General features: G+C 71.5%; 22 protein-coding genes. 2 read left to right on the forward strand and 20 right to left on the reverse strand.

Going from position 1 to position 24,773, the window contains the following annotated elements:
• Nucleotides 1-3 precede the first annotated feature (3 nt).
• From ABD691_RS03675 to ABD691_RS03695, 5 genes are all read right to left on the reverse strand, one after another.
• Nucleotides 4-1,047 carry an aldo/keto reductase gene (locus ABD691_RS03675; protein ID WP_344677917.1) on the reverse strand — a complete coding sequence of 348 codons (1,044 nt, stop codon included), beginning with the start codon at nucleotides 1,045-1,047 and terminating at the stop codon, nucleotides 4-6.
• A gap of 21 nt (nucleotides 1,048-1,068) precedes the next feature.
• Entirely contained in the window at nucleotides 1,069-1,818 is a 750-nt protein-coding gene (locus tag ABD691_RS03680; RefSeq protein WP_344677918.1) for a thioesterase II family protein, read from the reverse strand.
• Nucleotides 1,815-4,295 (reverse strand): type I polyketide synthase, encoded by a 2,481-nt coding sequence (locus ABD691_RS03685; protein WP_344677919.1) that lies wholly within the window; start codon nucleotides 4,293-4,295, stop codon nucleotides 1,815-1,817. Before ABD691_RS03685 ends, ABD691_RS03680 begins: the two co-directional genes overlap by 4 nt.
• A complete protein-coding gene (locus ABD691_RS03690) occupies nucleotides 4,288-4,674 on the reverse strand; it encodes a phosphopantetheine-binding protein (protein WP_344677920.1) in 387 nt (128 codons plus the stop codon). The genes ABD691_RS03685 and ABD691_RS03690 overlap by 8 nt, the downstream gene beginning before the upstream one ends.
• A gap of 189 nt (nucleotides 4,675-4,863) precedes the next feature.
• Nucleotides 4,864-6,255, reverse strand: coding sequence for an FAD-binding oxidoreductase (locus ABD691_RS03695; RefSeq protein WP_344677921.1), 1,392 nt, complete (start codon nucleotides 6,253-6,255; stop codon nucleotides 4,864-4,866).
• A gap of 53 nt (nucleotides 6,256-6,308) precedes the next feature.
• On the opposite strand from ABD691_RS03695, the gene ABD691_RS03700 reads away from it, so the two are divergent.
• Nucleotides 6,309-7,304 carry a helix-turn-helix transcriptional regulator gene (locus ABD691_RS03700; RefSeq protein ID WP_344677922.1) on the forward strand — a complete coding sequence of 332 codons (996 nt, stop codon included), beginning with the start codon at nucleotides 6,309-6,311 and terminating at the stop codon, nucleotides 7,302-7,304.
• Here ABD691_RS03700 and ABD691_RS03705 read toward each other — a convergent pair.
• From ABD691_RS03705 to ABD691_RS03760, 12 genes are all read right to left on the reverse strand, one after another.
• The gene (locus ABD691_RS03705) at nucleotides 7,291-8,658 is read right to left on the reverse strand and encodes an aldehyde dehydrogenase family protein (protein WP_344677924.1); all 1,368 of its coding nucleotides are present in this window, start codon (nucleotides 8,656-8,658) and stop codon (nucleotides 7,291-7,293) included. The two genes, ABD691_RS03700 and ABD691_RS03705, sit on opposite strands and share 14 nt — an antisense overlap.
• Entirely contained in the window at nucleotides 8,658-9,755 is a 1,098-nt protein-coding gene (locus ABD691_RS03710) for a phenylacetate--CoA ligase family protein (RefSeq protein WP_344677925.1), read from the reverse strand. The genes ABD691_RS03705 and ABD691_RS03710 overlap by 1 nt, the downstream gene beginning before the upstream one ends.
• 54 nt (nucleotides 9,756-9,809) lie before the next feature.
• Nucleotides 9,810-10,148 carry a hypothetical protein gene (locus tag ABD691_RS03715; protein WP_344677926.1) on the reverse strand — a complete coding sequence of 113 codons (339 nt, stop codon included), beginning with the start codon at nucleotides 10,146-10,148 and terminating at the stop codon, nucleotides 9,810-9,812.
• A gap of 55 nt (nucleotides 10,149-10,203) precedes the next feature.
• Complete coding sequence (locus tag ABD691_RS03720; RefSeq protein WP_344677927.1) at nucleotides 10,204-11,385, reverse strand: 3-deoxy-7-phosphoheptulonate synthase; 1,182 nt, start codon at nucleotides 11,383-11,385, stop codon at nucleotides 10,204-10,206.
• Nucleotides 11,382-12,860 carry a methyltransferase gene (locus ABD691_RS03725; protein ID WP_344677928.1) on the reverse strand — a complete coding sequence of 493 codons (1,479 nt, stop codon included), beginning with the start codon at nucleotides 12,858-12,860 and terminating at the stop codon, nucleotides 11,382-11,384. Before ABD691_RS03725 ends, ABD691_RS03720 begins: the two co-directional genes overlap by 4 nt.
• A gap of 134 nt (nucleotides 12,861-12,994) precedes the next feature.
• Nucleotides 12,995-14,020, reverse strand: a complete 1,026-nt coding sequence (locus ABD691_RS03730; RefSeq protein WP_344677929.1) for a 3-oxoacyl-ACP synthase III family protein — start codon at nucleotides 14,018-14,020, stop codon at nucleotides 12,995-12,997.
• Nucleotides 14,021-14,038: 18 nt separating this feature from the next.
• Entirely contained in the window at nucleotides 14,039-14,281 is a 243-nt protein-coding gene (locus ABD691_RS03735) for a phosphopantetheine-binding protein (RefSeq protein WP_344677930.1), read from the reverse strand.
• The gene (locus tag ABD691_RS03740) at nucleotides 14,278-15,855 is read right to left on the reverse strand and encodes an amino acid adenylation domain-containing protein (protein WP_344677931.1); all 1,578 of its coding nucleotides are present in this window, start codon (nucleotides 15,853-15,855) and stop codon (nucleotides 14,278-14,280) included. Before ABD691_RS03740 ends, ABD691_RS03735 begins: the two co-directional genes overlap by 4 nt.
• Nucleotides 15,856-15,885: 30 nt before the next feature.
• Complete coding sequence (gene phzG / locus ABD691_RS03745; RefSeq protein WP_344677932.1) at nucleotides 15,886-16,542, reverse strand: phenazine biosynthesis FMN-dependent oxidase PhzG; 657 nt, start codon at nucleotides 16,540-16,542, stop codon at nucleotides 15,886-15,888.
• A 19-nt stretch (nucleotides 16,543-16,561) separates the two neighbouring features.
• Nucleotides 16,562-18,427 (reverse strand): anthranilate synthase family protein, encoded by a 1,866-nt coding sequence (locus ABD691_RS03750; protein WP_344677934.1) that lies wholly within the window; start codon nucleotides 18,425-18,427, stop codon nucleotides 16,562-16,564.
• Nucleotides 18,424-19,050, reverse strand: coding sequence for an isochorismatase family protein (locus ABD691_RS03755; RefSeq protein ID WP_344677935.1), 627 nt, complete (start codon nucleotides 19,048-19,050; stop codon nucleotides 18,424-18,426). Before ABD691_RS03755 ends, ABD691_RS03750 begins: the two co-directional genes overlap by 4 nt.
• A 343-nt stretch (nucleotides 19,051-19,393) precedes the next feature.
• A complete protein-coding gene (locus tag ABD691_RS03760) occupies nucleotides 19,394-20,512 on the reverse strand; it encodes a nucleotide disphospho-sugar-binding domain-containing protein (RefSeq protein WP_344677936.1) in 1,119 nt (372 codons plus the stop codon).
• A 423-nt stretch (nucleotides 20,513-20,935) separates the two neighbouring features.
• Between ABD691_RS03760 and ABD691_RS03765 the strand changes: the two genes are divergently transcribed.
• Nucleotides 20,936-21,865: a ParB/RepB/Spo0J family partition protein gene (locus ABD691_RS03765; RefSeq protein ID WP_344677937.1), complete on the forward strand. Its 930-nt coding sequence runs from the start codon at nucleotides 20,936-20,938 to the stop codon at nucleotides 21,863-21,865.
• Between the two features lie 36 nt (nucleotides 21,866-21,901).
• On the opposite strand, the gene ABD691_RS03770 is transcribed toward ABD691_RS03765, so the two are convergent.
• The 3 genes from ABD691_RS03770 to ABD691_RS03780 form a co-directional block, all read right to left on the reverse strand.
• A complete protein-coding gene (locus ABD691_RS03770) occupies nucleotides 21,902-22,804 on the reverse strand; it encodes an SAM-dependent methyltransferase (protein ID WP_344677938.1) in 903 nt (300 codons plus the stop codon).
• 79 nt (nucleotides 22,805-22,883) lie between these two features.
• Nucleotides 22,884-23,588: a 3-oxoacyl-ACP reductase FabG gene (gene fabG / locus ABD691_RS03775; protein WP_344677939.1), complete on the reverse strand. Its 705-nt coding sequence runs from the start codon at nucleotides 23,586-23,588 to the stop codon at nucleotides 22,884-22,886.
• Complete coding sequence (locus tag ABD691_RS03780; protein WP_344677940.1) at nucleotides 23,585-24,562, reverse strand: ScbA/BarX family gamma-butyrolactone biosynthesis protein; 978 nt, start codon at nucleotides 24,560-24,562, stop codon at nucleotides 23,585-23,587. Before ABD691_RS03780 ends, fabG begins: the two co-directional genes overlap by 4 nt.
• Nucleotides 24,563-24,773 lie beyond the last annotated feature (211 nt).

A 24,773-nucleotide genomic window follows, 5' to 3' on the forward strand; every position in this document is an offset into this window, starting at 1 on the left:
CCATCACTCCACTGGAACGGTGGGCAGCGCGGCGCCGCCGGTGACCCGGGCGAGCACGTTGGCGCTGATCTTGTGGGGCACTCCGAGCTCGGGCGCGCTGACCTCGTCCAGCCGCTCGACGTGCTCGGCGTCGAGCTCCAGGTCCAGCGCGGCGAGGTAGCCGTCGAGCTGGGCGAGGTCGCGCGGTCCGATGATCGGCACGAGCGAGGTGGCCGACGCGGTCTGCCGGCGGCGCAGCCACGCGACGGCGACCTGCGCCGGAGTCGCCCCGACCTGCTCGGCGACCGAGAGCACGGCCTCGACCGTCGCGGTCTTCTGCGCGGTGTCCTCCAGCTGGACCGCCCGCTTCCAGTCGGTCAGCCTGCCGCCACTGCCGGTCCGGTACTTGCCGGTGAGCAGGCCACCGCCCAGCGGTGACCAGGTCGCGACCGCCAGCCCGAGCGCTTCGGCCATCGGGAGGACCTCTCGTTCCGCGGTGCGTTCCACGAGGCTGTATTCGACCTGGACGCCGACCAGCGGCGCCCAGCCGCGGACCTCGGCCAGGGTGGCGCCCCGCGCCACCCGCCAGGCGGGGAAGTTCGACAGCCCGGGGTGGAGCACCTTCCCGGTGCGCACGAGGTGGTCGAGCCCGGCGAGCACCTCGTCGATCGGGGTGAGCGGGTCGGCGAAGTGGACCCAGTAGAGGTCGAGGTGGTCGGTTCCCAGCCTGCGGAGGCTGGATTCGACCGCCCGCACCATCGTCTTGCGGCTGTTGCCGGTGTCGGAGACGCGCGGTTGTTCGGCCGCGCCGTAGGCGAACTTGGACGCCACCACGAAGTGGTCGCGGTCCGCGGCGATGAACTCCGCGAGCATGCTCTCGGCCTCGCCGTAGTTGTAGCAGTCCGCGGTGTCGACGAAGGTGCCGCCCGCGTCGGCGAACCGCTCGAACACCTGCTTGGCTTCCCACCGGTCGGCGCCGCCGCCCCACGCGGAACCGAAGTTCGCCGTGCCGAGGCCGAACTCCGAGACGCGCAGGCCGGTTCGCCGGCCGAAGGCCGTGTAACGCATTCTGTCCTCTTTCGACCGGTGTCAGGCGGTGTGCCGCAGCGCACCCGCGATGTGGCGCAGCAGTTCCGCTTTCTGCTCCCGGAGGTAGAAGTGGTGCCCGGGCAGCACGTGGCTTTCGAAGTCCGCGGCCGTGTGCGCTTTCCAGCCGTCCAGGTCGGCGGCGAGCGCTTCCTGGGCGCCCGCGAACGCCGTGATCGGGGAGTCGAGCGGCGGTCCGGGCTGGTGCTCGTAGGTCTCGAAGACCGCGAGGTCGGCGCGGAACTGGCCCAGGGCGATCTTCAGCAGGTCGGCGTTGCTCTTGATGGGTTCTGGCAGGGCGCCCCAGAGCTGCTCGACGCGGGTGAGGAACGCGTCGTCGGGCAGGTCGTGGATCCGCTCGGTTCCGCGCGGGACGGGCGGCGGTGGCCCGGACGACACGAAAAGCCGTTGCGGCAACGGCTTTCCGTCCCGTTGCAGAGCGCGGGCCACTTCGAAGGCGACCAGCGACCCGAGGCTGTGGCCGAACAGCGCGAACCGCTCGCCGAAGTCGATCCCGTCGACCACCCGCTCGACCAGTTCGTCCATCCGCGTGATCGAGGGCTCGGACATCCGGGAGGCGCGGCCGGGGAGCTGCACGCCCCACACCTGGGCCTCGGCCAGGTCGTCGGACCAGCGCACGTACTCGCCCGCCGACCCGCCCGCGTGCGGGAAGCAGTACAGGTCGATCGGTGCGTCCGGGCGGCGGACGCGGCGGACGAGCCAGCGCGAACCGGCTGCGGGCGGGCGGGTCATGAGCTCTCCTGTCGGCTGGCCGGCTGGTCGAGGAGTCGGGCCAGCAGGGCCGGGGTCGAGGCGTCGAAGATGACCAGCGGGTCCAGTTCGACCCGGTAGATCTCGCGCAGCCGGGCGAGCAGGTCGGCTGCGATCAGCGAGTCGCCGCCGAGTTCGAAGAAGTCCTGGTCCGCTTCGTAGCCGGGCACGCCGAGGGTTTCGCCGAAGACGCGCGTCACCGTGGTCACGACGTCTTCGAGCGGTTCCGGGGGCGCCTCGGGCGGAGGATCGGCCTCGACGGGCTGGGGGTTCTCGACCGATCGGGGAGCCTCGACGATGTGGCGCTCGCGCTCGAACGGATAGGTCGGCAGCGGCACCCGCCGCCGGACACCGTCCGGCTTCCAGCGGACCCGCCCGCCCGCGATCCAGGTGCGAGCCAACGCGGACTCGGGGAAGTGCTCCCCGGGGCCGATCTCCACGACGCAGCGGTCCGATGCCCAGCCATCGGGCGCCTCTCGGCGAGCGAAGGCGGCCCAGGTAGCAGGATCTTGCGCTTCCTCGGCCGAAATGGGCTCGGTGTCGGGTGCTTGAAGGACCTCTGTGGACGGTTCGGCCAGAGCAGCTTCGAAATCGCCGTGGCGTTCTGCGAGGGAGATCGCATCCGTCAGCTTGAGCGCACCGGAGACCACAGCAGCCGCGAGCGCGCCTGTGCCGTAGGCGGTCACGGCCGTGGGTACCACACCGCGCGCCGCGAGCACCCGCGCTCTGCCCACGCCGTCCGCGAGAGCGATCAACGCACCCGGGGGCGTGCGTTCGGTCAGGGCGTCACCGTTGGCGGCGGCGGCGATTTCGTCGAAGGTGCGCCGGAATTCGGGCTCCTCGCGATGAAGGTGCGCGAGGTCGCCGAGTTCCGGGATCCGGCCGGTGAACGCGAAGATCACCGGCGACGCGCTGACCGGACCGGACGAGGACGGGAGCCGCGAAGCATCGGAAAGCACCGCCAGGGCGTCTTCCCGGTCGCGCACGAGTGCGCAACGACGCCACGGCAGTTCCTGGCGGCCGGTCTGGAGCGTCCAGGCCACGTCCGCGATCGGCAGCTCCGGAGTGGCGCGCAGGTGTTCGGCGAGCCTGCTCGTGATCGCGTCGAGCGCGGTGGGAGTCCGGGCCGAGATCGGCAGGAGGTGGAATTCCCCGCCTGCCGGCGCGGAATCCGGTTGCGGGGCCTCTTCCAGCACGACATGCGCGTTCGTGCCGCCGATCCCGAACGAGCTGACCCCTGCTCGGCGCGGGCCTTCGGAGTCCCAGTCCTGCCGTTGCGCCACCACGCGGAACGGGCTGGAGTCGAAGTCGATGTGCGGGTTCGGCTTCTCGAAGTGCAGGCTCGGCGGCAGGACCCGGTGCTTCAACGCGAGCGCGGCCTTGATGAACCCGGCGATGCCCGCCGCCGCGTCGGTGTGGCCGATGTTCGTCTTCACCGAGCCGATGCGGCAGTAGCCGGTCCGGTCCGTGTCCTTGCGGAAGGCCTTGGTCAGCGCCTCGATCTCGATCGGGTCGCCCAGCGGCGTGGCCGTGCCGTGCGCCTCGACGTAGCCGATGCTGCCCGCGTCGACCTGCGAAACCTGGTGCGCCGCGCGGATCACCGCTGCTTGCCCGTCGACCCCGGGGGCGGTGAAACCGGCTCGGTGCGATCCGTCGTTGTTGACCGCGGTTCCCCGGACCACCGCGTGCACGGTGTCGTTGTCGGCCAGCGCGTCGGACAGCCGCTTCAGCACGACGATCCCCGCACCGTCACCGCCGACGGTGCCCGACCCGCGGTGGTCGAAGGCGCGGCAGGTGCCGTCCTTGGCGATGATTCCGCCTTCGCTGTAGGGCGTCTGCTTCTCCGGGTAGTGCACCGAAGCCGCGCCCGCCAGGGCCAGGTCGCAGTCACCGGACAGCAGGGCCTGGACCGCGGTGTGCACCGCGACGAGCGCGGTCGCGCACGCGGCCTGGACGTTGATCGCGGGCCCGGTCAGCCCGAGCTTGTAGGCGACCCGGGAGAGCATGAAGTCCTGGGCGCTGCCGAGGAGGATTTCCCAGTCCGTGACACCGGAAAGCCCGTCGCGCCGCGAACGCACGACGTGGCCGTAGCCGGTCTCCGAACCGCCGCCGTACACGCCGATCAGCCCCGGGTAGCGCGGGGCGTCGCAGCCGGCGTCCTCCAGCGCTTCCGCCGCGCACTCCAGGAAAACCCGGTGCTGGGGGCTGATCAGGCGCGCCTCGCGCAGCGACAGGCCGAAGTACCCGGCGTCGAACCACTCCGGGTCGGCCAGCAGCCCGCGGGCGGGAATGTAGCTGTCCCGGCCTCCGGCGACAGGTTGTTCGGCGTATCTGGTCACGGAGTCGACGCCGTTGACCAGGTTGCTCCAGTACTCGTCGACGTCGCGCGCGCCCGGGAACCGGCACGCCATGCCGACCACCGCGATCGCGGCGTCGTCGAACTCGTCGTGCTCACTCATGCTCGTCGCCTCGGATCTGCTCGTCCCGGCTGCCGATCTGGGCGCGGCGGCGGGCCAGCCGGCCGGTCCGGCGGCCGGTCCGCTCCTCGGCCGCGGTTTCCCCCGGCTCGTCCAGGTACCGGGCGAGCGAGCGCACGGTCGGATGGCGGAACAGCTCGACCAGCGGCGGGGTCTTCGGGAACTCGCCGGTGATCCGCTCGTGCACGACGTGAACCAGCAGGGAATGCCCGCCGAGGTCGAAGAAGTTCTGCTCCACGCCGACCCGGGGCAGTTGCAGGACCTCGGCCCAGATCTCGGCGAGAACGCGTTCGGTCCGGGTCTTCGGGCCCGCGGAGACCTCGCCGCCCCCGGAATCCGGACTCTGTTCGGAATGCACCATGTGTCCCCTTGCGCACTGGATTCACGACGCGGTGGAACCTCGTTCTACCAGCTGCGGGAGAAAACGCGGAACACTGTCAAAACGCGGTCGTTCAACTGCGTCCCGTCCCCGGTTGGACACGTTTTTCCCGCTGTGCAAAGCGAAGTGCCCGTGCGAGGGCGGGCTCGCACGGGCACCGGGGACAGGTGTTCAGCTGTCCGACTTCGGCGGAATCGGGAAGTTGGCCCGGAAAACCTCCTCCGGGTCGACCGCGGCCCTGATCTCGGTGAGCCGCTCGTAGTCCGCCGCGTCGAACGCGGAGCGGATCTTGTCCTGTTCGACGGCGCCGAAGGTGAAGTTCAGCCCCTGCCCGATCGCGAGGTCCGACCAGGCCGCCAGCGCCTCGTCGTGCATCTCGCGCACGGCGTCGAACTGGCCGGGCAGCGTCAGGGAGAGCACGCCCAGCACGTAGTTGGCGGACCGGTTGCCGACGGCGTTCGGGACCTCGGGGGAGCGGGAGAGCGCACCGCCGAGGTGGCGCAGGCCGACCACGCACATCGGCTGGGTCTGGGGGCTGGACAGCTTCACCAGCGCCGGGAGCCTGCTCGGGTCGACGTCGCGCAGGAGCAGGTTCTCGCCGCGGTAGGGGTGCGGCTGGTCGGGCTCGTTGAACACCTTCTCGGACTCGCCGTAGGGGATCTCCGTGAGCCCGTCGATCACCGGGCCGAGCTCGCGCAGCGGCTTCACGAGCTCGGCGCCGTCCTCGGCGGATCCGTTGTAGGCGATCTGGATCGAGCCGACGTGCTTGCCGCGCAGCGGCTCGGGAACGTCGGGCACGTCCGGGAAGGTCAGCATCGACACCGCGGAGGCCATCGCCTCCGGGACGTCGGCGGTCCAGCGGTACCAGACCTCCGGCAGCTGCGGCGTCTGCTCCAGGTCGAAGACCAGCCCACCGCCGTAGATGCGCTCGACCGGCATCAGGTCGATCTCGATCCCCGTGACGACGCCGAAGTTGCCGCCACCGCCGCGCAGCGCCCAGAACAGGTCCGGGTCGCTGGTCGCGGTCACCTGCCGCGGCCTGCCGTCGGCGGTGACGATGTCGATGCGCCGGACGTGGTCGGCGGCGAAGCCGTAGCTGCGGCTCAGGATGCCGACGCCGCCACCCAGGATGTAGGAGACGACGCCGACCGTGGGCAGGCTTCCGGACAGCGGAGCGAGTCCGTGCGGTGCGGCCGCGTCGATGACGTTGCGCCACTGCGCGCCCGCTTCCACCCACGCCGTGCGTTCCGAGGGGTTCACGGTGACCGAGGTCAGCCTGCGGGTGCTGATCAGCACGCCGTTGCCGTCGAACGGGGTGGCCAGGCCGTGACCGGTGGACTGCACGGCGACGGGAGCGCCGTTCTCGGTGGCGAACCGGACCGCTGCCACGACGTCGTCGCCGTTGTCCGCGGCGACGATCAGCGCGGGCCGGTGCGCGTCCAGCAGCTGGAACCCGCTGCGCTCCTCGTCGAAGCCGGGGGAGTCCGGGGTGAGCACGTCGCCGCTGATGGTGGCGGCCAACGCGGCTCCGGCAGAGCTCAGGTCGTGGTTGTTTTCGATCATGTGGCGCATCGTAGGATGACCTGCGGACACGCGATGTCCGCAATGTCCCCGAGATGCTTCCGGAAGCCGAACGCGTGACGGAGAAGATGACCCGGCAGGACATGCCGACCCGGCTGCTGCGGCTGCTGTCACTCCTGCAGAGCAGGGCCGAGTGGCCCGGCGGCGAGCTCGCGGCCAAGCTCGGCGTCACCACCCGCACCCTGCGCCGGGACGTCGAGCGCCTGCGCAACCTCGACTACGTCGTCGAGGCGACGACGGGCGTCTTCGGCGGATACCGGCTGGGGTCCGGTCAGAAGCTGCCGCCGCTGCACCTCGACGACGACGAGGCGATCGCCGTGGCCGCCGGGCTGGTGACCGGGGCGGGCGGCTCCCTCGCCGAGGACGCCTCGATGCGCGCCCTGGCGAAGCTGAAGCGGCTGCTGCCGACCAGGTTGCGGCCGAGGCTGGCCGCGATGACCAACGCGACCGCGGCCGTCTCGCCCCGCGCGGCGGCCCGCGCCGAACCCGCCGTGATCGCGCGGCTCGCATTGTGCTGCAGCGAGCGGGAACTGGTCACCTTCAGCTACCGCAAGCGGTCCGGCGCGACCAGCACGCGCCGCGTCGAGCCGAGCAACCTGCTGACCCTGGAAGGACTTTGGTACCTGCTCGGCTTCGACGTCGAGCGGCAGGACTGGCGGGTGTTCCGCATCGACCGGATGGAACAGCCCACCTCCACGGGCCACCGGTTCGTCCCCCGCGGACTGCCCGCCGGGGATCCCGCGGCCTACCTCGCCCAGTCCCTGATGAACGCTCCGTACCGCTACCGGGCGCAGATCACCGTGCCGCTGCCGGCGGAATCCGTGCGCGCCCGGCTGTTCGCCCCGATCCCCGGGGTGATCACCGATGCCGGGCCGGACCGCTGCACCGTGCGGCTCAGCACCGAGAACGCCGAGGTGATAACCCAGTACATCGTCGCGATCGGGGCGCTGACCGAGGAGTTCGAGCTCGACGCGTGCGAGGAGATCCGAGCGCGGCTGCGCGCGCTCGGATCGCGGTTCAGCCTCGTATGACCGCCTTGGTGCGCATGAGGAAATCGACCAGGTAGCCGTCGTGGGGGAGACCGATGTCGGTCCAGTAGGTCGGGTGGTCGCCCCGGTGCAGGTTCGAGATCGTCGGCTCGGAGACGAGTTCGTCGAACAGCTCGTCGTCGCCGGTGATCGCGGTCAGCGTCAGCGTGTCGCGCAGCGCCTCGACTCCCCGCCTGCGCTCCCAGGGCGCGACCCACACGCACGGGAACGGCAGCTCCAGCTCGATCTGCGGTGCGTCGGGCCGGTCGACCTGGTGCACGGCGGGCCGCAGCGCCGCGCTGCCGTCGCCGAGGTCGTGGGCGATGCCGTCCCCGCCCAGCCACGGCTTCGCGTCCTCAGCCCGGGTGCGCAGGAAGCTCTCCACCGCGCGGGCGGAGCCGAGGGCCTGGACGGGCAGAACCGCGTCCTCCTCCTCGGGTTTCCGGGCGGGCAGGGCGGCCAGGCGTTCCGCGAGCGCTTCGGCGAGTGGTCCGGGATCGCCCTCCACCAGCACCGCCGTGGCGTTCACGCAGCCGGCGCCGCCGTGGTGCGCCACCGAGTCGGCGATGGTGTCCAGGTGCTCGCGCCAGTCCGCGTCGGCGGTGACGAGGATCTTCGACCGGCCCGGGTCCTGGGAGCGGATCGCCGGGTCCGGGGCGAAGCGCCGGACCACGTCGTCACCGCCGTAGGCAAGATCGGCACCTCGCAGGATCGCCGCGCCCGCCTCGTGCTCGGTCGGCAGCCAGACCACCTGATCCGCGCCGAAACCGGCGGCGCGCAGGGCGGAAACCAGCCGGTGCGCGGTGAACGGCTCGCGCTGGTTCGGCCGGACGACGACGCGGTAGCCGAGCGCCAGCGCTTCCAGCCAGTGGCCGTGGCCGCCCGGATGCGCGCCGGAGGCGTGCACGGCGAACACCTCGCCGCGCCGCACCCACACCGCGCGGCCGGTCCGGGTCAGCGGGTCGCGCCAGTCGGCCACCGCGCCCTGCGGGCGGGCCGCCTCCACACCGCGCCGCACGTTCGCCGCCCGGTGGGCGATCGACCGGGTCGCGGTGCGGATGACCGAGATCGGCAGTCCCGACACCCGGCACGCGGCGTGCTGGTACTCCTCGACGGACGCGCCCCCGACGTCCGCGGTGGCGAACAGCTCTCCCGCTTCTGCGATCGCGCGGGCGCGCTCGTCGAACGGCAGCGGCTTCGCCTTCCGCAGGGCGCTGAGCGCGCGGGTGACGAACAGCTTGGGCACCAGGCCCAGTTCCGCGATGTGGTTCCCGGAAACGTCCTTGACGTCGAGCTTGTCCTTCGCCGGGTAGTCCCCGGAAGGGCCGAGCGGATCGAGCCGGATCGGCGTGGACATCAGTAGACCCCCTCGATCACGACGTCGTCCTCGAAGACCTCGACCGGTTTGATGTCCGCGACCGCGTCCCCGACCGCGCCCTCCGGCGGCTCCACCCGGATCGCCGTGTCGCGCTCCAGGTTGTTGGGCAGCAGCAGCGACTTGCTGACGTGGTGCATGACGACCTGGCCCCGCTCGCCGAGCCGCACGCTGTGGCCGGTCTTCGGGTCGACGACGGAGAACGTGTTGTAGGGCGAGAAGGAGTCGAAGACGCATTCCGCGTCGTCGGCGAGACCGAGCCGCTCACCGGCGACGCCCAGCACCATGGTGCTGCCGTAGTGGCCGTACAGCACGGAGTCCGGGAACACCTCGGTGCGGTAGAGGTGACGGCTGGCCGCGTCCAGCTGGGTTCCGCCCCAGCGGATCGCCCGCACCTTCTCGTTGATCAGCTCGACGAGCTCGTCGCGTTCGACGACCCGCTCCAGCAGGGCGGGGGTGATCGCCATGACGCCGACGTCCTGCGTGCGCAGGACGTCGGCCAGCTGGTCGACCACGTGGTCGGCGTACGCCCGCGCCTCTTCGTGCCTGCCCGCGGCGATGAGCTTCTTGACCCAGCGCGGGTCGAGGTCGACCGTCATGCCGAACCGGCCGTGCGTGCGCGCGGACTGCTCGAACAGCCTGCCGACGATGTGCGGGCCGGTCGGGGTGACGCCGAGCCACTGCGCGTCCCGGGGGAACCCGTGCGCGTCGAGCTTGGCGTTGCACCAGTCGGTGAGGCGGTCGAGCCAGTCCCGCGTGCACACGACGCGCTTGGGCGCTCCGGTGGTGCCGCCGCTCTCGAAAACGCCGACGATGTCGGCCTTTCCGCCGTAGCCGCGCGGGATCAGGTCGGTGACCGGGACGTGGCGGAGTTCGTTGACGACGTTGGGGAACAGCCGGAGGTCGTCGTGGCTCTTGACGTCGGTCCGGGGGTCGAAGTCCAGGTCCTTCGCACGTCGCAGCCAGTAGGGCGAACCGGTTTCCGGGTGGAAGTGCCATTCCACGGCCGCCTGGACGAGCTCGTCCGGATCGGGCTGGACGTGGGCTGGGAGGTCGAGGATCGGGTTTGGAGTCGGCACTGTCGTTCCTTCTCTCGCTCGCGGACGGCTCGATCTCGTGGATCCGGCCGGGGATCAGGCCGGTTTCAGCGCGGTACCGAGGCCGGTGAGCGCCGGGGTGGTGTGCCTTCCTTCCACCGCGGCCTCTATCTCGACCTCCATCCGGTGGGTGGGCGGATATCCGATGAGTTCGGCGGCCCGGTTCGGGGGCAGCGGCTGGGTGGTGTCCGCATCGGACTCCCACAGCATCACCGCGCCCCACAGGTTGCGTTCCCGGTCGGCGAACCAGAACTTGAGGCGCAGGCCGTGCACACCGGCCCACTCGGCGACGACCTCTTCGCGCAACAGCTCCCGCAGGGTGTCGATCGTCTGGTGGGAACGGCTGAGGTCCCAATGCGCGACGGTGGCCTTCATCTGCGGAGCACCTCCCTCGGTTTCGCGGAAAGCATTGTTTCGCCCGGAGCCGGTCTCAACGCCGTGTCCAACCGTGCGCCCACGCCTCGGCGGCGAGGGAGGCGACGTCGGCGGCCTGTCCCGCGTTGAGCCGCGGATCGCATGCGCTCGTGTAGTTCTTCCCCAGGTCCTCGGCGCGCACCGGCTCGGTGCCGCCGAGGCATTCCGTGACGGCGTGGGCCGTCATCTCCAGGTGGAGCCCGCCGGGGTGGGTGCCGAGCTGCCGGTGGATCCCGACGAACGCGCGGATCTCGGCCACGATGTCGGCCACCGACCTGGTCTTGGTCCCCGTTTCGGTCACGTTCGTGTTGCCGTGCATGGGATCGCAGACCCACAGGACCGGGACCTCGGCGAGCCGGACCTTGTCGACCAGCGCCGGGAGGACGTCCTCGATCCGGTCCGCGCCGAGGCGCGTGATCAGGGTGAGCTTCCCCGGCGTGCGCTCCGGGTTGATCCTGGTGATCAGGTCCAGCAGGTCGTCGGGGGTCGCCGAAGGCCCCACCTTGACGCCGAACGGGTTGTTCACGCGCGCGGCGAGTTCGACGTGCGCGCAGTCGGGGTGGCGGGTCCGCTCACCGATCCAGAGCATGTGCCCGGACGACGCGTAGGTCCGCCGGGTGTCCGGGTCGGTGCGCACCAAGGAGTTCTCGTAGTCCAGCAGGAGTGCTTCGTGGCTTGAGTAGCACCACTGCGCCATCGACCGGAGCCGCCGCAACGCCGCGGCGGACTCGTCGTAGGCCCGCAGCAAGCGATCCGGGTCGGCCGCGCGTTCCCGCGCGCTGAAACCCGTGCCGTTGACGGCATCGCCGCGATAGGCGGGAAGAACCGTGCCGTGGCGTTGTTCGGTCGTCCGCGAGCGGGGCTTGGCGTACTGGCCCGCGACGCGGCCGACCGCGACGACCGGGAGCTCCGCACCCTCGGACAGCGTCGAGGCCATCCGCCCGAGCATGGCCATGGTCTGTTCCGTCTCGTGGCGCGCCGGAGCTCCGAAGATCTCGGCGCAGGGTCCGCCCTGGAGCAGCAGCGCCCGTCCGGCAGCGGCTTCCGCCAGCCGCCGCCGCAGCGCGTCGACCTCTTCCTGGGCGACAAGGGCGCGGCGGCTCCGCAGGGTGGCCGCGACGCGGTGCAGGTGGTCGGGATCGGGCCAATCGGGTTGCTGGTCGGCGCGCAGGACGCGCGCGGTTCCGCCGGGCGTCACGCCGGGTCGCCCAAGCCGTGCGCGACCCGGCCCAGGGAGGTGCGGTCGACGGTCCCGTCCGGGAGCAGGGGGAGGTCGTCGAGCGCGACGATGCTCGTCGGCAGGAACCGCGCCGGCACCTTGTCGCGCAGCCAGTCGCCGAGCTGCGCGCTGAGCGCGGCGCCCCGGTGGGCCGCGGCCGGGGACTCGGTCAGCTGCGGTCGCGCGGGGTCGGCGACCGGGTAGGTGCCGATCAGCTTTTCCTTCCCCGCGACGAAAACGACCTCGAAGCGGTCGGCTTGCGCCGCGCTGGGCGCGAAAACGGCGTGGCGTCCCGCAGCGGTGGCGAGCAGGCTCACGTCGTGCGGGTCGACCGAGTCGGGGTCGATGCTCCTGGCGAGTTCGGCCGCACGGGCGGAATCGCCCGCTTCGACGGCCCGCAGCGCAGCCGCTTCGCCTGCGAGCCGCGCGTTGGGCACGCCGGTGACCCGCAGCGGTCCGGCGGAGGCGGCCACCTGCTTGTCCAGCTCCGCGAGGCTGGTGACCTCGTCGCCCCAGCGCAGTTGCGGGCAGCCGGACACGTCGGTCGCCTGCGAGGGCGCCTTGTGCAGGACGATGTCGTACCGGTGCCGGGTCAGCTCGTTGTGGTGGTTGCTCTGCTTGAGCTGGACGTCGACCCCGGCGACGTCGGGGTGGCTGCGGGCGATGTCGAGGAAGAAGTCGGGGTGGACGAACAGCTCCTCGTCCTTGGCCCCGTGCTTCTGCGCGAGCCGCCGCACCGCGTCGGCGTCGGTCGCCCTCGGGTGCCGCAGCGCGATCGCGGCGAACAGGTAGTCCCGGGTGCGCAGGTCGCGGATGTCGCCGACGAACAGCGAACCACCGGGCTTGAGCAGCGTCAGCGCCCGGTTGATCACGGTCGTGAGGTAGGAGCCGCTGGGGAAGAGCTGGACGACCGAGTTGATGACGGCGGTGTCGAAGTGGGCGGCCGGGAGCCCGTCGACGTCGTCGGCACCCTGGCTGCGGAGCACGACGCGGTCCGCGAGCGCGGGATCGGCGCTGACGTGCCTGGCCAGCTCGTCGACGCCGACCGAGGACAGGTCGGTCGCCCAGTACTCCTCGCAGTCCCGCGCGAGCGGGGCGAGCAGCAGGCCGCTGCCCGCGCCGAGCTCGACGACGCGCCGCGGCTCCAGTTCGCGGATCCGCTCGACGGTCCGGTCCCGCCACTGCCGCATCTCGGCGACGTCGATGGGACGCCGGTCGTAGGCGCTGTTCCAGCCCGCGAAGTTCTCGCCGAACTCGGCGGAGGTGTTCGAGCCGTACAACCGGTCGAAGATCTCCTGCCACTCCGTGACCTGCTCCTCGGCCCGGGTGTCGGCCGCCGCGGTCGCGGCGCGGAGGACGACGTAGGCCACGGTGCCGGGGTCCTGGTCGACGACCACGGCCTGGGCGACGTTGTCGTGCTGGGTCAGCACGCGCTCGATCTCGTTCGGGTTCATCGGGTCTCCTTCAGCGCGGGGGAGCGGAACCGGGCCGCTCCGGCGCTCGGATCGGGTTGGTTTCGGGGGCCGAAGCGGCTTCGCCGGTTCGGTTGGCGGCTGGGCGCCGCGCAGGCCTTCGCGACCTCTCCGCCCTAGGCCCGGAAGAGCGTGGCGCTCCAGCGGCCGACGGAGATCCCGCACAGCGCCACCACGTCGCCGGGCTTGACGACGCCGGTTTCGAGCTGGTGGCCGAACGAGATCAGCTGGTCCGCGGCGCCCATGTGCCCGTGGTCCGGTGCGATGGCGGCGTTGGTCCGCTCCGGCGGGACCCCGAGCGGTTCGGCGACCGCGGCGACGCTGGCCGCGCTGTCGTTGATGTAGATGACGTGGTCGATGTCTTCTCTGGTGATGCCGACCCGGTCGCAGGCCCGCCCGATCACGTCCGAGAGCCCGTCGTAGCGGTTCTGCAAGTACCTTTCGAGCGCCTGGTAGTCGTCGCCGAACTGCCTGCGCAGCGAGTCGTGCCCGCCGGGCGCGGTCCGGCTCGACCAGCCTTGCGGTGGCACCGGGTTCACGGCGCCGCCGTAGTCCACGCGCAGCATGTCGGCGTGCTCGGGCTCGGTGAAGTGCTCGGTGGTCAGCCACTTGTTGGCGGTGTGGTCGCGTTCCAGGACCACGGCCACGGCCGCGTCGCTGAGCACCGCCGCCACGGTGTTCATCCGGTTGCGGTGGAACTCGCTGACGCGGCTCACCGCGACGAACAGCGCCGTGCGGATCTCCGGCTGCATGGTCATCGCGGCGGCCACGTAGTAGAGACCGTGGACCCCGGCGCTGCATCCCTCGCTGAGCAGGAGGGTCTGCGTGCGTTCGATCTTGAGCTCGCGGGCGAGTGCGACGGCGCTGTCCCAGTAGGTGTACTCCGGCGTGTCGGAGCAGACCAGGACGAGCAGGTCGACCGCGTCCGCCCCGATCCCGCGGCTGTTCAGCGCCTGGTTCGCCGCGTCCCTGGCCAGGTGCGTCGCGTGGACGTCGTCGGCCGCGCGGTGGTAGGTCCGGAAACCCCAGTTGAGCACCCGCTCGGGGTTGTCGACGTACTGGCCTGCGGTTGCCGCGACGTCCTGGTCCTCGCCGAAGGCGTGGCCGAACGCGGAGATCCCGAAGTTGGCGAGTGGGCTCACGTTCAACGCTCCTGTCCGTTACCGGGCCGCCACGCGGGAGGCCAGTTCCTCGGCCGCGGCGGCCAGGTCGGACTCGAAGAGCACCATGAGGTTGTACTCCGCCCCCAGGCGTTCTTTGGCGTAGCGGTTCATCCGCAGCGCGAGGATCGAGTGACCGCCCAGGTCGATGAAGTTGTCCTGCGGGGTCACGTCCGAGTCGTCGAGCAGCTGGGCCGCCCACTCGACGGTCAGCTGTTCGATCGCGGCCTTGTCCTGGCTCATGTCGACGAGTCCTTCCTTTCCTTCCAGATCCGGGAGACTTCGGCCCGGTCGACCTTCCCGTTGACGGTGCGCGGGAGATCGGCGAGCAGGCTGTAGGCGGCCGGCCGCATGTAGGCGGGCAGCAGGTTCGAGAGGTGGGCCCGCAAGGCGCGGGTCGGCACCGGGGTTTCGGGGTCCTTCGCGGTGAACGCGCACACGAGCCGGTGGTCGTCCGCGTCGTACTCGTGCACCCACACGACGGCGTCCACGACCAGCTCGTGCGACCGGACCGCCGACTCGACGTCGCTGAGCTCGATGCGGTAGCCGCGGATCTTGACCTGGCGGTCCTCCCGCCCGTGGTAGCGCAGGGCGCCGTCCGCGCGCCTGCTGACGACGTCGCCGGAGCGGTAGTAGCGGCGCGGTTCGCCGTCCGGCCCGCGCATGGTGCGGAACCGCTCCGCGGTGAGCTCGGGCAGGTTGAGGTAGCCCTCGCCCACCTGCGGACCGGCCAGCCAGAGCACCCCGTGCTCGTCGGGCCCGGCGTCCCGGCCTTCCGGCGTGAGCACGCGGTGGGCGAAGCCCGGCAGCGGCGGTCCGATGACCGACTCGCCGCCCGCGATGTCACCGGGGGTCAGCACGTGGTGCGTGGCGTGCACGGTGGTCTCGGTGATCCCGTACATGTTGACCAGTGCGGGCCGGTCCAGCCCGTGGCGCTCGGCCCACGGGCGCAGCGCCTCGGGCGCCAGCCGCTCGCCGCCGAAGACGACGTAGCGCAGCGCGGGGAGTTCCGTCCCGGTCCGGTCGGCGGCGGCCGACAGGGCGGCGAACGCGGTGGGCGTCTGGTTCAGCACCGAGATGGCGTGGTGCCGGATCGCCGCCACGCATGTTTCGGGGGAGCGGGCGACTCCGTCGGCGAGCACGACCAGCCGTCCGCCGGTCGACAGCGCTCCCCAGATCTCCCAGACCGAGAAGTCGAACGCGACGGAGTGGAAGAGCAGCCACCGGTCGTCGGCGGAGAACGCGAACAGCCCGGCGGTGGCCGACAGCAGGCTCAGCACCGCGCTGTGCCGGACGGGAACTCCCTTCGGACGACCCGTGGTACCCGAGGTGTAGATGATGTACGCGGTGTCCTCGGGCCGCGCGATTTCGGGCCCCGGGCTCGCCGGCTCGGCCTCCCGCAGGCGCGTGATCTCCTCGGCCGCGATCGCGGGCACGCTCGCGTCGGTCGTGCCGATCAACGCGGCGGCACCGCTGTCCTGAAGGATGAACTCGTTGCGGACGTCGGCATTTCGCACGTCCAGCGGCACGTACGAACAACCCGCGCGCAGAACGGCGAGGATCGCCACGATCACCTCTGCCCCGGGCGACAACCGGATGGCGACCCGGTCACCCGCTCGCACGCCGCGTTCCCGCAGCAGCTCGGACACTGCCGCGGACCAGCTGTCCAGCTGCCGGTACGGCACTTCTTCGCCGTCGGCGACCAGGGCGATCCGGTCGCCGTGCAGCGACGCGCTTCGGGCGAACGCCGCCGCGAGCGAGCGAACGCCCGCGGCCGGCTCCGCGTCGCGCACTTCGGGTGGAGGACTTGTCGGCATGGTGCGGTTCCGCCTTCCAGTTCGGGCCGATCACGGCTGGAGCCGGGACCACTGCCACGCGGCGCCGTCCCGCTCGTAGCGGAGCCGCTGGTGCAGCCGGTCCGGACGGGAGTTCCAGAACTCGACCTCGGCGGGGTCGAGCAGGTAGCCGGCGAACCGCTCGGGGCGGGGGAGCGGGCCCGCGAGGCGGCGCGCCTCGGCGCGCAGCCGCGCCACGTCCCGCACCGGCTCGCTCTGCCGGGACGCCGAGGTCATGGCGTGCAGCGCGACCGGGCGCGCGTCCCACAGCGCGTCGCACTCGGCGTCGTCGAGCCGCCGCACCGGACCGGAGACGATCAGCTGTTGCGACGTTTCACGCCAGTAGAGGTTCCCGGACGCCCAGGCGTTCTCCGAGAGGTCGCGCGCCTTCCTGCTGCTCGTGTGGGTGGTGAAGAGCAGTCCGCGCGCGGACAGCTCGATGGCGGTGACGATGCGGTTGGACACCCGCCCGCGCCCGTCTGCGGTGGCGAGGGCGATCGAACGCGGTTCCCGCACGCCGTGGTCCGCCGCGCTTTCGAGCCACCGCCGGGCGAGGTCGAGCGGATCCGCGGGAGGCGAGTCGTACTCGGGGAACCCGGCCTCGACCGTCCCGGTCAGCGACTCGTAGCGGCTGCTCCGCTCGAAGTCCAGGTCGTCGGACGTCTGCAAGGAACTACCTCCGTGGGGTTCAGCGGCCCAGCGCGTGGCGGATCGCGGTGGCCGTGATGCGCGGGCCGTTGACGGTGAGCACCGATTCGGCGTGGAACTGCATGGCCGCGAAGTGCCGGCCGCGCAGGGCGTGCACCTCGTGGTCGTCGGGGTTCCGGCTGATCTCCACGAGCCCGGCGTCGTCGAGGTGCAGCTTGTCCTCGGCACTGCGGGCGACGTAGGTGTTGTAGAAGCCGACCGCTTCCCGGTCGCCGTAGAGGTCGATCTCGTGCTGCACGCCCTGGTTCGGCGTCTCCCGGCGGCCCAGCTCCAGACCGAGGCGGAGGCTGAGCACCTGGTGGCTCAGGCAGACGGCCACGAACGGCCGCCGCTCGGCGAGCAGGGTCTCCACCCGCGCGTGCAGGTGCGCGATGCGCGGGTCCTGGCGGTTGCGCGGATCGCCCGGCCCCGGCCCCAGGAAGACCAGGTCGTGGCCGTCGAACGCGTAGGACTCGTCGAAGCGCCGGACGTCGATGTCCAGCCCCAGCGCGGCGATCTGCTGGGCGATCATCGAGGTGAAGGTGTCCTCGGCGTCGACCACCAGCGCCCGCAGACCGGCCAGGTCGGGCCGGCGCTGACCGCGGGATCCGGTGTCGCGCAACCAGAACTCGGCGAGCCGCGAGTTTCGGGCTTCGAGCGCGGCGCGCACCTCGGAGTGGTCGCCGATGCGCCCGTCGGACTCCTGGCCGAACGCGGCCAACAGGCCGGCGGCCTTCGCCCGCGTCTCGCCGACCTCGGAGTACGGGTCGGAATGGCGCACCAGCGTCGCCCCGACGTCGATGCGCAGCCTGCCTTCCCGGCTGATGTCGGCGGTCCGGATCAGCAGCGAGGAGTCGAGGGTGCGCTGCCCGCGCGCGTCGCGCCCGATCAGCGCCGCGATCCCGCTGTAGTAGCCGCGCCCGCCCGGCTCGTGGTCGGCGATCACCCGCGTCGCGTTCTCCAGCGGGCTGCCCACCACGGTGGGCGCGAACATGGTCTCGCGCAGGATCTCCCGCACGTCCAGGTCGGTGCGGCCCTCGATGAAGTACTCGGTGTGCGCGACGCGGGACATCTCCTTGAGGTGCGGCCCGAGCACGCGGCCCCCGGCGGGGCAGATCCGCGACATCATCTTGAGCTCCTCGTCGACGACCATGTAGAGCTCGTCGGTTTCCTTGGTGTCGGCGAGGAACTCCGTGACGCCGCGCAGCGTCGGACCGCCCGGCGGGTAGGTGTAGGTGCCGCTGATGGGGTTCATCACCGCGGTCCCGGAGTCGAGCGTGACGTGCCGCTCCGGGGTCGCGCCGACGAGCGTGCGGGTGCCGGTGTGGATGACGAACGTCCAGTGCGCGTTGGCCTCCCGAGCCAGCAGGGCCCGGAAGACCGACAGCGCGGTCCGCGGCGAGTAGTCGCTGATCTCGGCCAGGAACGACCGCTTGATGACGAAGTTCGAGCCCGCACCGGACCCGATCTCGTCGGTGATGATCCCGCGGACGAGCTCGGCGTACTCGTCGTCCGACGTGTCGAAGTGCCCGCCGGTCAACGCGACCGGCTCCACCGGGATCCGGGCGCGCACGACGTCCAGCGGCACGCTCGACTGCTCGGTGATGCTCATCGCGACCAGCGGGGTTCCGTCGTCCGGTGCGGAGAACCCGCGTTCGGCGAGCTGCCGGTACGGAACCAGCAGCAGGAGGTCGTGGCCCGGATGCTCCGGGCGCAGCGGTGCGTCGGCGAGCGCGTCGAGCGTGGACACCTGTCCGAACAGGACGTCCACGGTGTCGGCCGCACCCGACCCGGGCCGGTGCAGGACGGCGAAGGCCGGCGGGTCCCCCTCGGACAGCAGTTCTTCGAGCGGGTCTTCCCGGCTCATGAGAAGACCTCCTCCTCGGGGAGGACCACCGCGCACCGGCGGGCCGCGTAGTCCAGGGCGAGCCGGTGATCGGCTTCCGAGAAGTCGCCGAGCGCCCCGGCTGGCAGGAAGGCCTGGACGTCGTGGGTGAACGCGTCCAGCGCGGTGGCGAGCACGCCGATGTGCGCGTAGACGCCGGTGAGCACGAGCTGGTCCCGGCCCGCGGCGCGCATCCGGTCGAGCAGGTCGGAGCGGAAGAAGGCGCTGTAGCGCAGCTTCACGAACTCCCAGTCGCCCGGCCGCGGGGCCAGGTCGGGGACGATCCGGCGGTCCTGCTCGCTCCGCCGCATGCCCGGACCCCAGAAGTCGACCAGCAGCCCCCGCTGCTCGGCGTCCATGTCGCCGGGCTGCGCGGTGTAGGCGACCGGGACCCCGCGCGCGTCGGCGTCGGCCCGCAGCCGGGCGATGCCGCGCACGAGCCCGTCGCGGAAGGCCGGGGCGAACGGTTCGACGAAGTACTGCTGCATGTCGTGGATCAGCAGGACGGCGCGCGCCGGGTCGGGCCGCCAGCTCGCGGTGTTGGCGGGCAGGCTCGCCCGGGACGGGAGCGGGTAGTGCGGGATGGTCGGCAGACTTGCCGTCATTTGCGGGCTCAACCTTTCGATGCCGGTAACGTGCGGTGTCCTCGGGCAGGCCGTGTTCGCACTCCGCGCGGGTTGTCGCACGAGTGCTCGGATCGTCTCCGGACTCTGGGAATTCCGGCGTTTACGGTCGTTTCCGGAACGCGCCGCGAACGGGTGCCCCATTTAGCCCGAAGACCGGCCGGGCTGTCCAATGGACGTCAAATGGAAGGTGTCCAAGCGGGTGCGTTCTCCGTTTGGACGGGAGTTCCCCGGGCGGATCGGTTACGACCGGTGGAACCGGCTGTTTACTCTTCTCGACCACCGGCGAACTCTTCCTTTCCGGAGACTTAATCCCCGGTGCCGGCTACTCGTGAATACGCCCGGCGCCGAGTTCCGCCAGCTCCGGGACGATTGCCGCGGGCGGCGGCATCGCGTCGATTTCCGCGCGGACTTCCGCCGCGGCGGTCCGCAGCCCGGCGTCGCGCACCACGTGCTCGACCAGCTGCCGGTCGACCCGCGCGAGCTCGGTCGAGACCGCCACGCCCCGGTCGTGCAGGGCCCGGGCGTTGTCGCCGCGGTCCACGCCGTCCGGCAGGACCAGGTGCGTGACACCGGCGGCCAGCGCGGACATGGCGGTTCCGCCGCCGCCGTGGTGGATCAGCGCCGTGCAGGTGGGCAGCAGCTCGGACAGCGGCAGCCAGCCGGAGCTGCGGACGTTCGCGGGCAGGTCGCCGAGGCCGTCCGGGTCGACCTCGCCGAGGGCCAGCACGAACTCGGCGTCGACGTCCCGGAAGGCGTCGAGCAGCACGCGGACCGAGTCCAGCCCGCCGGTCTTGACCGAAACCGTCCCCAGCGTTACCGCGACGCGCGGGCGGTCCTGGACCGGGGGCCGGCGCAGCCAGTCGGGCAGGACGCAACCGCCGTTGTACGGCACGTACCGCATCGAGCGGCCGTCCGGCGGGCCGTCGAGCATGCTCGGCGGCGCGACGTCCAGGTTCAGCAGCGCGGGCAGCTCGCCGGACGCGTGCTTGTCGAAGCTCGGCACCAGCCGGGCGTGCATCAGCTCCGCCAGCCCGCTGGTCCGCCCGAGCCCGACGCCGACGGACACCGCGGGCACGCCCACCGCCGAGGCGGCGACGAGCGCGGCGGCGTTCGTCGGCGGTGCGACGACCAGGTCCGGCGCCCACTCGTGCGCGAGCTCCGCGGTCTGGTCGACGACGGTGCTGGTGACCTCGGCGTAGAGGTCCGCGGACTCGTCCAGCCCGCGCACCTCCCCGCCCGGGCGCCGCAACGCCGCCAGGTCGGGCCTGCGCTGGGCGGCCTCGACGTAGAAGGAGAGCGAGTCGCGACCGGGTGCGAGGTCGACGACCGGCAGCCCCGCCTCGCTGACGGCCAGGCCGTCGCCGGTGGTCGCCACCAGGACCTCGTGGCCCGTGGTCCGGAACGCCCAGGCGAGCGGCACCACCGGGAAAGCCTGTCCCACGCCGGTAAAGGGCAGAAATAGAGCGCGCATTCATTCCTCGTCATGTGAATCCAGTCGGCCGGTGCGGTTCGGAAGATCTTGACCAAGGCCGAAATGTGATCGCCGGGTCAAGTGGACCGGTCTGATTGGCCCGTACTTCTACAGCGCGGTCGGAAAGGGTGTCGAGCACTACGACTGGACGGCTTCTCGTGCTGCGCCGATCGGAGTAGGGGATGCGTTGTCCAACCGGTGCCTGGCGATACTTGGACACGGTTGACGGGCTTGACCTTTTAACCGCCCGCGGGTCCGGCGTTTGAGGGCTCCCGATGACTGTTGCAACAGGGTGTGCGTGACTGTATCGTGATCACCGGAAAGGGGGTTACCTGCGAGGATTGCGCGGTTTCCGGGTCTTTCTGTCCAGAATCAACGGGGGAAACATCGACGATGGAGTTCGCATTAAACGCTGAAACGATTTCCATCCCGCTCGAACTGATCCGGGAGAACGGTTCGGTGCGGGCCGCGGGCGAGAACCCGGAACACGTCCGGCTGCTGGCGGAGATATTCGACTCGCTCCCGCCCGTCCTCGTGCACTCCTCGACGCTGCACCTGATCGACGGCCTGCACCGGGTGCGGGCGGCCCGGCTGCGCGGCCACGAGACGATCAAGGCGCAGTTGTTCGAAGGCAGCGAATCGGAGGCGTTCGTCCTCGCGGTGCGGGCGAACGTCTCGCACGGCCTCCCGCTTTCGCTCACCGACCGCAAATCCGCCTGCGTGCGGATCATTTCCATGCACCCGGACTGGTCGAACCGCCGCATCGCCAGGGTCGCCGGGATCAGCCCGAAGACCGTCGGCTCGCTGCGCGAGAACAAGGACGGTTCGGCGGCGAGCCGGGTGGGGCAGGACGGGAGGGTGCGACCGCTCAACGCCTCGGCCGGGCGGCAGCGCGCCGCCGAGCTGATTCTGGCCAACCCCGACCAGTCGCTGCGCCAGGTGGCGCGCGCCGCGGGCGTTTCCCCGGAAACGGTCCGGGACGTGCGGCGGCGGCTCTCGCGCAACGAGGGCCCGACGCCCTCGGGTGCGCGCCCGGAGGGCAGGCAGGATTCGTCCGGGGACGAGCAGAACCCGGAGAACTGGCGGCGGGCGGTGCGCACCCTCCAGTCGGATCCGGCGATGCGCTACACCGAGCACGGCAGGCTCCTGCTGCGGCTGCTCAGCCTGCACGTCATGGACTACGACGAATGGGCCTCGATCCTGCGCGCCGTGCCGGAGTACGCCCGGCCTGCCGTTTCCCAGGCGGCGCAGGGGTGCGTGTCCATCTGGACGTCCACGGTCCGCAGGCTGGAGGAGGAAGAGGAACCGACGAAGTCGGCCTGAGGTGCCGACCCCGCGCCGGTCGGCACCCGCCCGCCGTCAGCCCAGCGCCGCGAAGACGAACCGGTTGTGGTGGGCCATGGCCTTCGAGATCGGATCCAGCTTCCGCCCGTACTGCTCGGCCACCCGCTCGGGGTGCTCCTCGGACACCTGCCAGCCGTGGGCGGCGAAGGTGATGTCCGGGTCGCGCCGGTCGTCCTCGTCGTGCATCAGCTCGTGCAGGTCGACGTCGAAGAACAGCGACACCCGGCGGAACTCGGATTCCAGCGTCAGCTGGGGAATTCCGCGGAGGTGTTCGAGCGCGATCCGGCTCCCCGGCGCGGACAGCTCGTGGACGTTGTCGATCAGCTGCTCCTCGGCCTCGCGGGACAGATAGCCCAGCAGGCCCTCCGCGAGCCAGACCGTCGGCAGCGCGGGATCGAACCCCGCCTCGACCAGCGGAACCGGCCAGTCCGCGCGCAGGTCGGCCGCCACCGGGTGCCGGGTGCAGCGCGGATGCGCCCCGTGCTGCGCGAGGACCTGGTCCTTGAAGGCGAGGACCCGCGGCTGGTCGATCTCGAAGAGCCGGAACCCCGATGGCCAGTCCAGGCGGTGCGCCCGGACGTCCAGCCCCGCCGCCAGGATCACCGCCTGCGTCACGCCGTCCTCGCCCGCCTGCTGGAGGAACCGGTCGAAGCGGCGCGTGCGCACGCCCAGCTGGCTGGCCTGGTGGTCCCACACCGCCAGCGACTCCGCGCCGCCGCGCGCGGCCTCGGCGAGCGTCGTGGGCATCGCGACGTGCGCGGGCGCGGTGCCGGCGAAGTGGACCGCCAGGGGGTCGTCGATCAGAGCGTCCGGGCGACCGGACTCGATGGCCCGGGCGGCAGCGACGACCAGAGCGGTGATGCCCACTCCCGTGACTATGTCCCAGCCGGTGTTCTGCTGTCCGGCAGAAGTGGCCATGTGGAGCTTCCCTTCGTGGTGGTACGTGGTCGGTTTCGGGGCGGGGACCCGTCGGGCGCGCCGGACGGTTCGGGCCGGGTCACTGCCCCATGCCCAGGCCGCCCGTCACCGGAACCACGGCGCCGGTGACGAACCCGGCCTCCGGTGCGGTGAGGAAGCCGACCGCGGCGGCGACCTCCTCCGGCGTGCCGACGCGTCCGAGAGCGGTCCGGCCGACGAGTTCGTCCCGCCGTCGCGGGTCCAGCTCGGTGATCATGTCGGTGTCGATCAGGCCGGGCAGCACGACGTTCGAGGTGATGCCCCGCGCGCCGAGCTCCCAGGCCAGGGAACGGGCCAGCCCCACCAGCCCCGCCTTGCTGGCGGCGTAGTTCGTCTGGCCGGGCGAGCCGGAGAAGCCCATGATCGAGGACAGGAAGACCAGGCGTCCCCAGCGCTTCCGGAGCATTCCGCTCGTGGCCCGCCGCGCCACCCGTGCGGCGCCGACGAGGTTCGCGTCCAGCACGGCGTGCAGGTCCGCGTCCGACATGCCCAGCAGCAGCGAGTCGCGGGTGATTCCCGCGTTGCTGACGACGATCTCCGGCGGGCCGTGCTCGGCCTCCGCCGCCCGGAAGGCCGCGTCGACGGCGTCGGGATCGGTGACGTCGCACCGCACCGCGAGGAATCCGGACGGAGCGGGGCCGGTCCGGTAGGTCACCGCGACCCGGTGCCCGGCCCCGGCGAGCGAGCGCGCCACGGCGAGGCCGATTCCCCGGTTTCCGCCGGTGACCAGAGCCGAGCGCGTCATCGCGAGACCTCCTTGGGCGCGCGGCGCAGCTCGACGTCGATCCCGGCGATCCGCGCGTCGTCCTGCTCGGCGACGACCGCGATCCGCTGTGGAATGTCCGTTGTGGACGGTGTGGCGGTCAGCGCCACGGGTGCGTCCAGCTCGGCGAACCGGGCGAACCGCGCGCTCAGGCCGGTGATCAGGTGGGCGGTGGGATCTTCCTTGGTGAGCAAGGAGATCTGGCGCGCCGCCTCGGCCAGCACCATGCCGGGGTGGTGGTCGTAGGCGTGGTCGTAGAGGCTCCTGTTGCCGAAGCTCGGCGCCAGCCGCGCGGTGTACCGCCCCTCGCGCCTGCCTGCGTCGGCGATGACGACGTTGTCCGGATTGCGCCGTGCGACCAGGTGCGGTTCGGCCACGGTGTCCGGGCGGGCGAGCGGCATCTGCTTGCTGGTGGGCGGATGCTGGCCGCGCTGGGCGTGGCGCAGCCCGCGGTAGGTCTCGGCGTCGACGCAGTCGACCGCGAAGCGCCCGGCGCCGGTGTGGCGGCCGTCGATGCTCAGGTCGAAGTCGAACTCCAGCCCGCGGAGCTTGCCCGCCCGCGTCCGCTGCTGCGCGACCGAGGTGTCCAGGTGCAGCACTCCCGGGTCGGCGCCGACGAGCAGCGACGCCGTGTCGCTGATGGCGATGTCGGCTTCGCGCACGAGGAAAACCGTGTCGAGCGGAACGCCGAGGTGCGCGTGCGCGCCGTGCGTTCCGGCCTGCCGGCAGCATTCGAGCAGGAGCAGCGGGTCGAACGCGCTCGCCGATGCCGTGAAGTCGCTGAAGTGCGCGTGGAACAGCGGGAGCTGGGCTGCGGTGGTGTACCGGCCCGCGCCGGTGGTCCGGCTGTCGGTGAGGAATACCTCGGCGATTGCCGAGCGGTGCACCAGTCGGCGTTCGACCGTGCGGTCCACTCGCAGTTCTCGGTCCTGTTCGGTGATGATGTCTGGGGACATTGTGCTGGCCATCTCCGGTTCTGGTCGCGATGTGGCAAACGCGGGATTCACCCTCCCATCGGGAGTGCAAAATCTCCTGGCGCGGTCCTCAAAGCGATGTCAAAGCGGCATCGGGGTTGTTCCGGGAATTTCCCGCGCGGAATGCGCACGCGGTATGGTGCGGTGATGGCGGTGGATCTTTCCGGAATTCCGGCATCGGGGCGGTCGCCTT

Source organism: Saccharopolyspora taberi, from assembly GCF_039534165.1.
Taxonomy (GTDB): domain Bacteria; phylum Actinomycetota; class Actinomycetes; order Mycobacteriales; family Pseudonocardiaceae; genus Saccharopolyspora_D; species Saccharopolyspora_D taberi.

Coding starts and splice junctions, on each gene's coding strand:
- ABD691_RS03675 (WP_344677917.1), bottom strand. CDS start 1,047: ATGCGTTACACGGCCTTCGGCCGGCGAACCGGCCTGCGCGTCTCGGAG.
- ABD691_RS03680 (WP_344677918.1), bottom strand. CDS start 1,818: ATGACCCGCCCGCCCGCAGCCGGTTCGCGCTGGCTCGTCCGCCGCGTC.
- ABD691_RS03685 (WP_344677919.1), bottom strand. CDS start 4,295: ATGAGTGAGCACGACGAGTTCGACGACGCCGCGATCGCGGTGGTCGGC.
- ABD691_RS03690 (WP_344677920.1), bottom strand. CDS start 4,674: ATGGTGCATTCCGAACAGAGTCCGGATTCCGGGGGCGGCGAGGTCTCC.
- ABD691_RS03695 (WP_344677921.1), bottom strand. CDS start 6,255: ATGATCGAAAACAACCACGACCTGAGCTCTGCCGGAGCCGCGTTGGCC.
- ABD691_RS03700 (WP_344677922.1), top strand. CDS start 6,309: ATGCTTCCGGAAGCCGAACGCGTGACGGAGAAGATGACCCGGCAGGAC.
- ABD691_RS03705 (WP_344677924.1), bottom strand. CDS start 8,658: ATGTCCACGCCGATCCGGCTCGATCCGCTCGGCCCTTCCGGGGACTAC.
- ABD691_RS03715 (WP_344677926.1), bottom strand. CDS start 10,148: ATGAAGGCCACCGTCGCGCATTGGGACCTCAGCCGTTCCCACCAGACG.
- ABD691_RS03725 (WP_344677928.1), bottom strand. CDS start 12,860: ATGAACCCGAACGAGATCGAGCGCGTGCTGACCCAGCACGACAACGTC.
- ABD691_RS03735 (WP_344677930.1), bottom strand. CDS start 14,281: ATGAGCCAGGACAAGGCCGCGATCGAACAGCTGACCGTCGAGTGGGCG.
- ABD691_RS03740 (WP_344677931.1), bottom strand. CDS start 15,855: ATGCCGACAAGTCCTCCACCCGAAGTGCGCGACGCGGAGCCGGCCGCG.
- ABD691_RS03750 (WP_344677934.1), bottom strand. CDS start 18,427: ATGAGCCGGGAAGACCCGCTCGAAGAACTGCTGTCCGAGGGGGACCCG.
- ABD691_RS03755 (WP_344677935.1), bottom strand. CDS start 19,050: ATGACGGCAAGTCTGCCGACCATCCCGCACTACCCGCTCCCGTCCCGG.
- ABD691_RS03765 (WP_344677937.1), top strand. CDS start 20,936: ATGGAGTTCGCATTAAACGCTGAAACGATTTCCATCCCGCTCGAACTG.
- ABD691_RS03770 (WP_344677938.1), bottom strand. CDS start 22,804: ATGGCCACTTCTGCCGGACAGCAGAACACCGGCTGGGACATAGTCACG.
- fabG (WP_344677939.1), bottom strand. CDS start 23,588: ATGACGCGCTCGGCTCTGGTCACCGGCGGAAACCGGGGAATCGGCCTC.
- ABD691_RS03780 (WP_344677940.1), bottom strand. CDS start 24,562: ATGTCCCCAGACATCATCACCGAACAGGACCGAGAACTGCGAGTGGAC.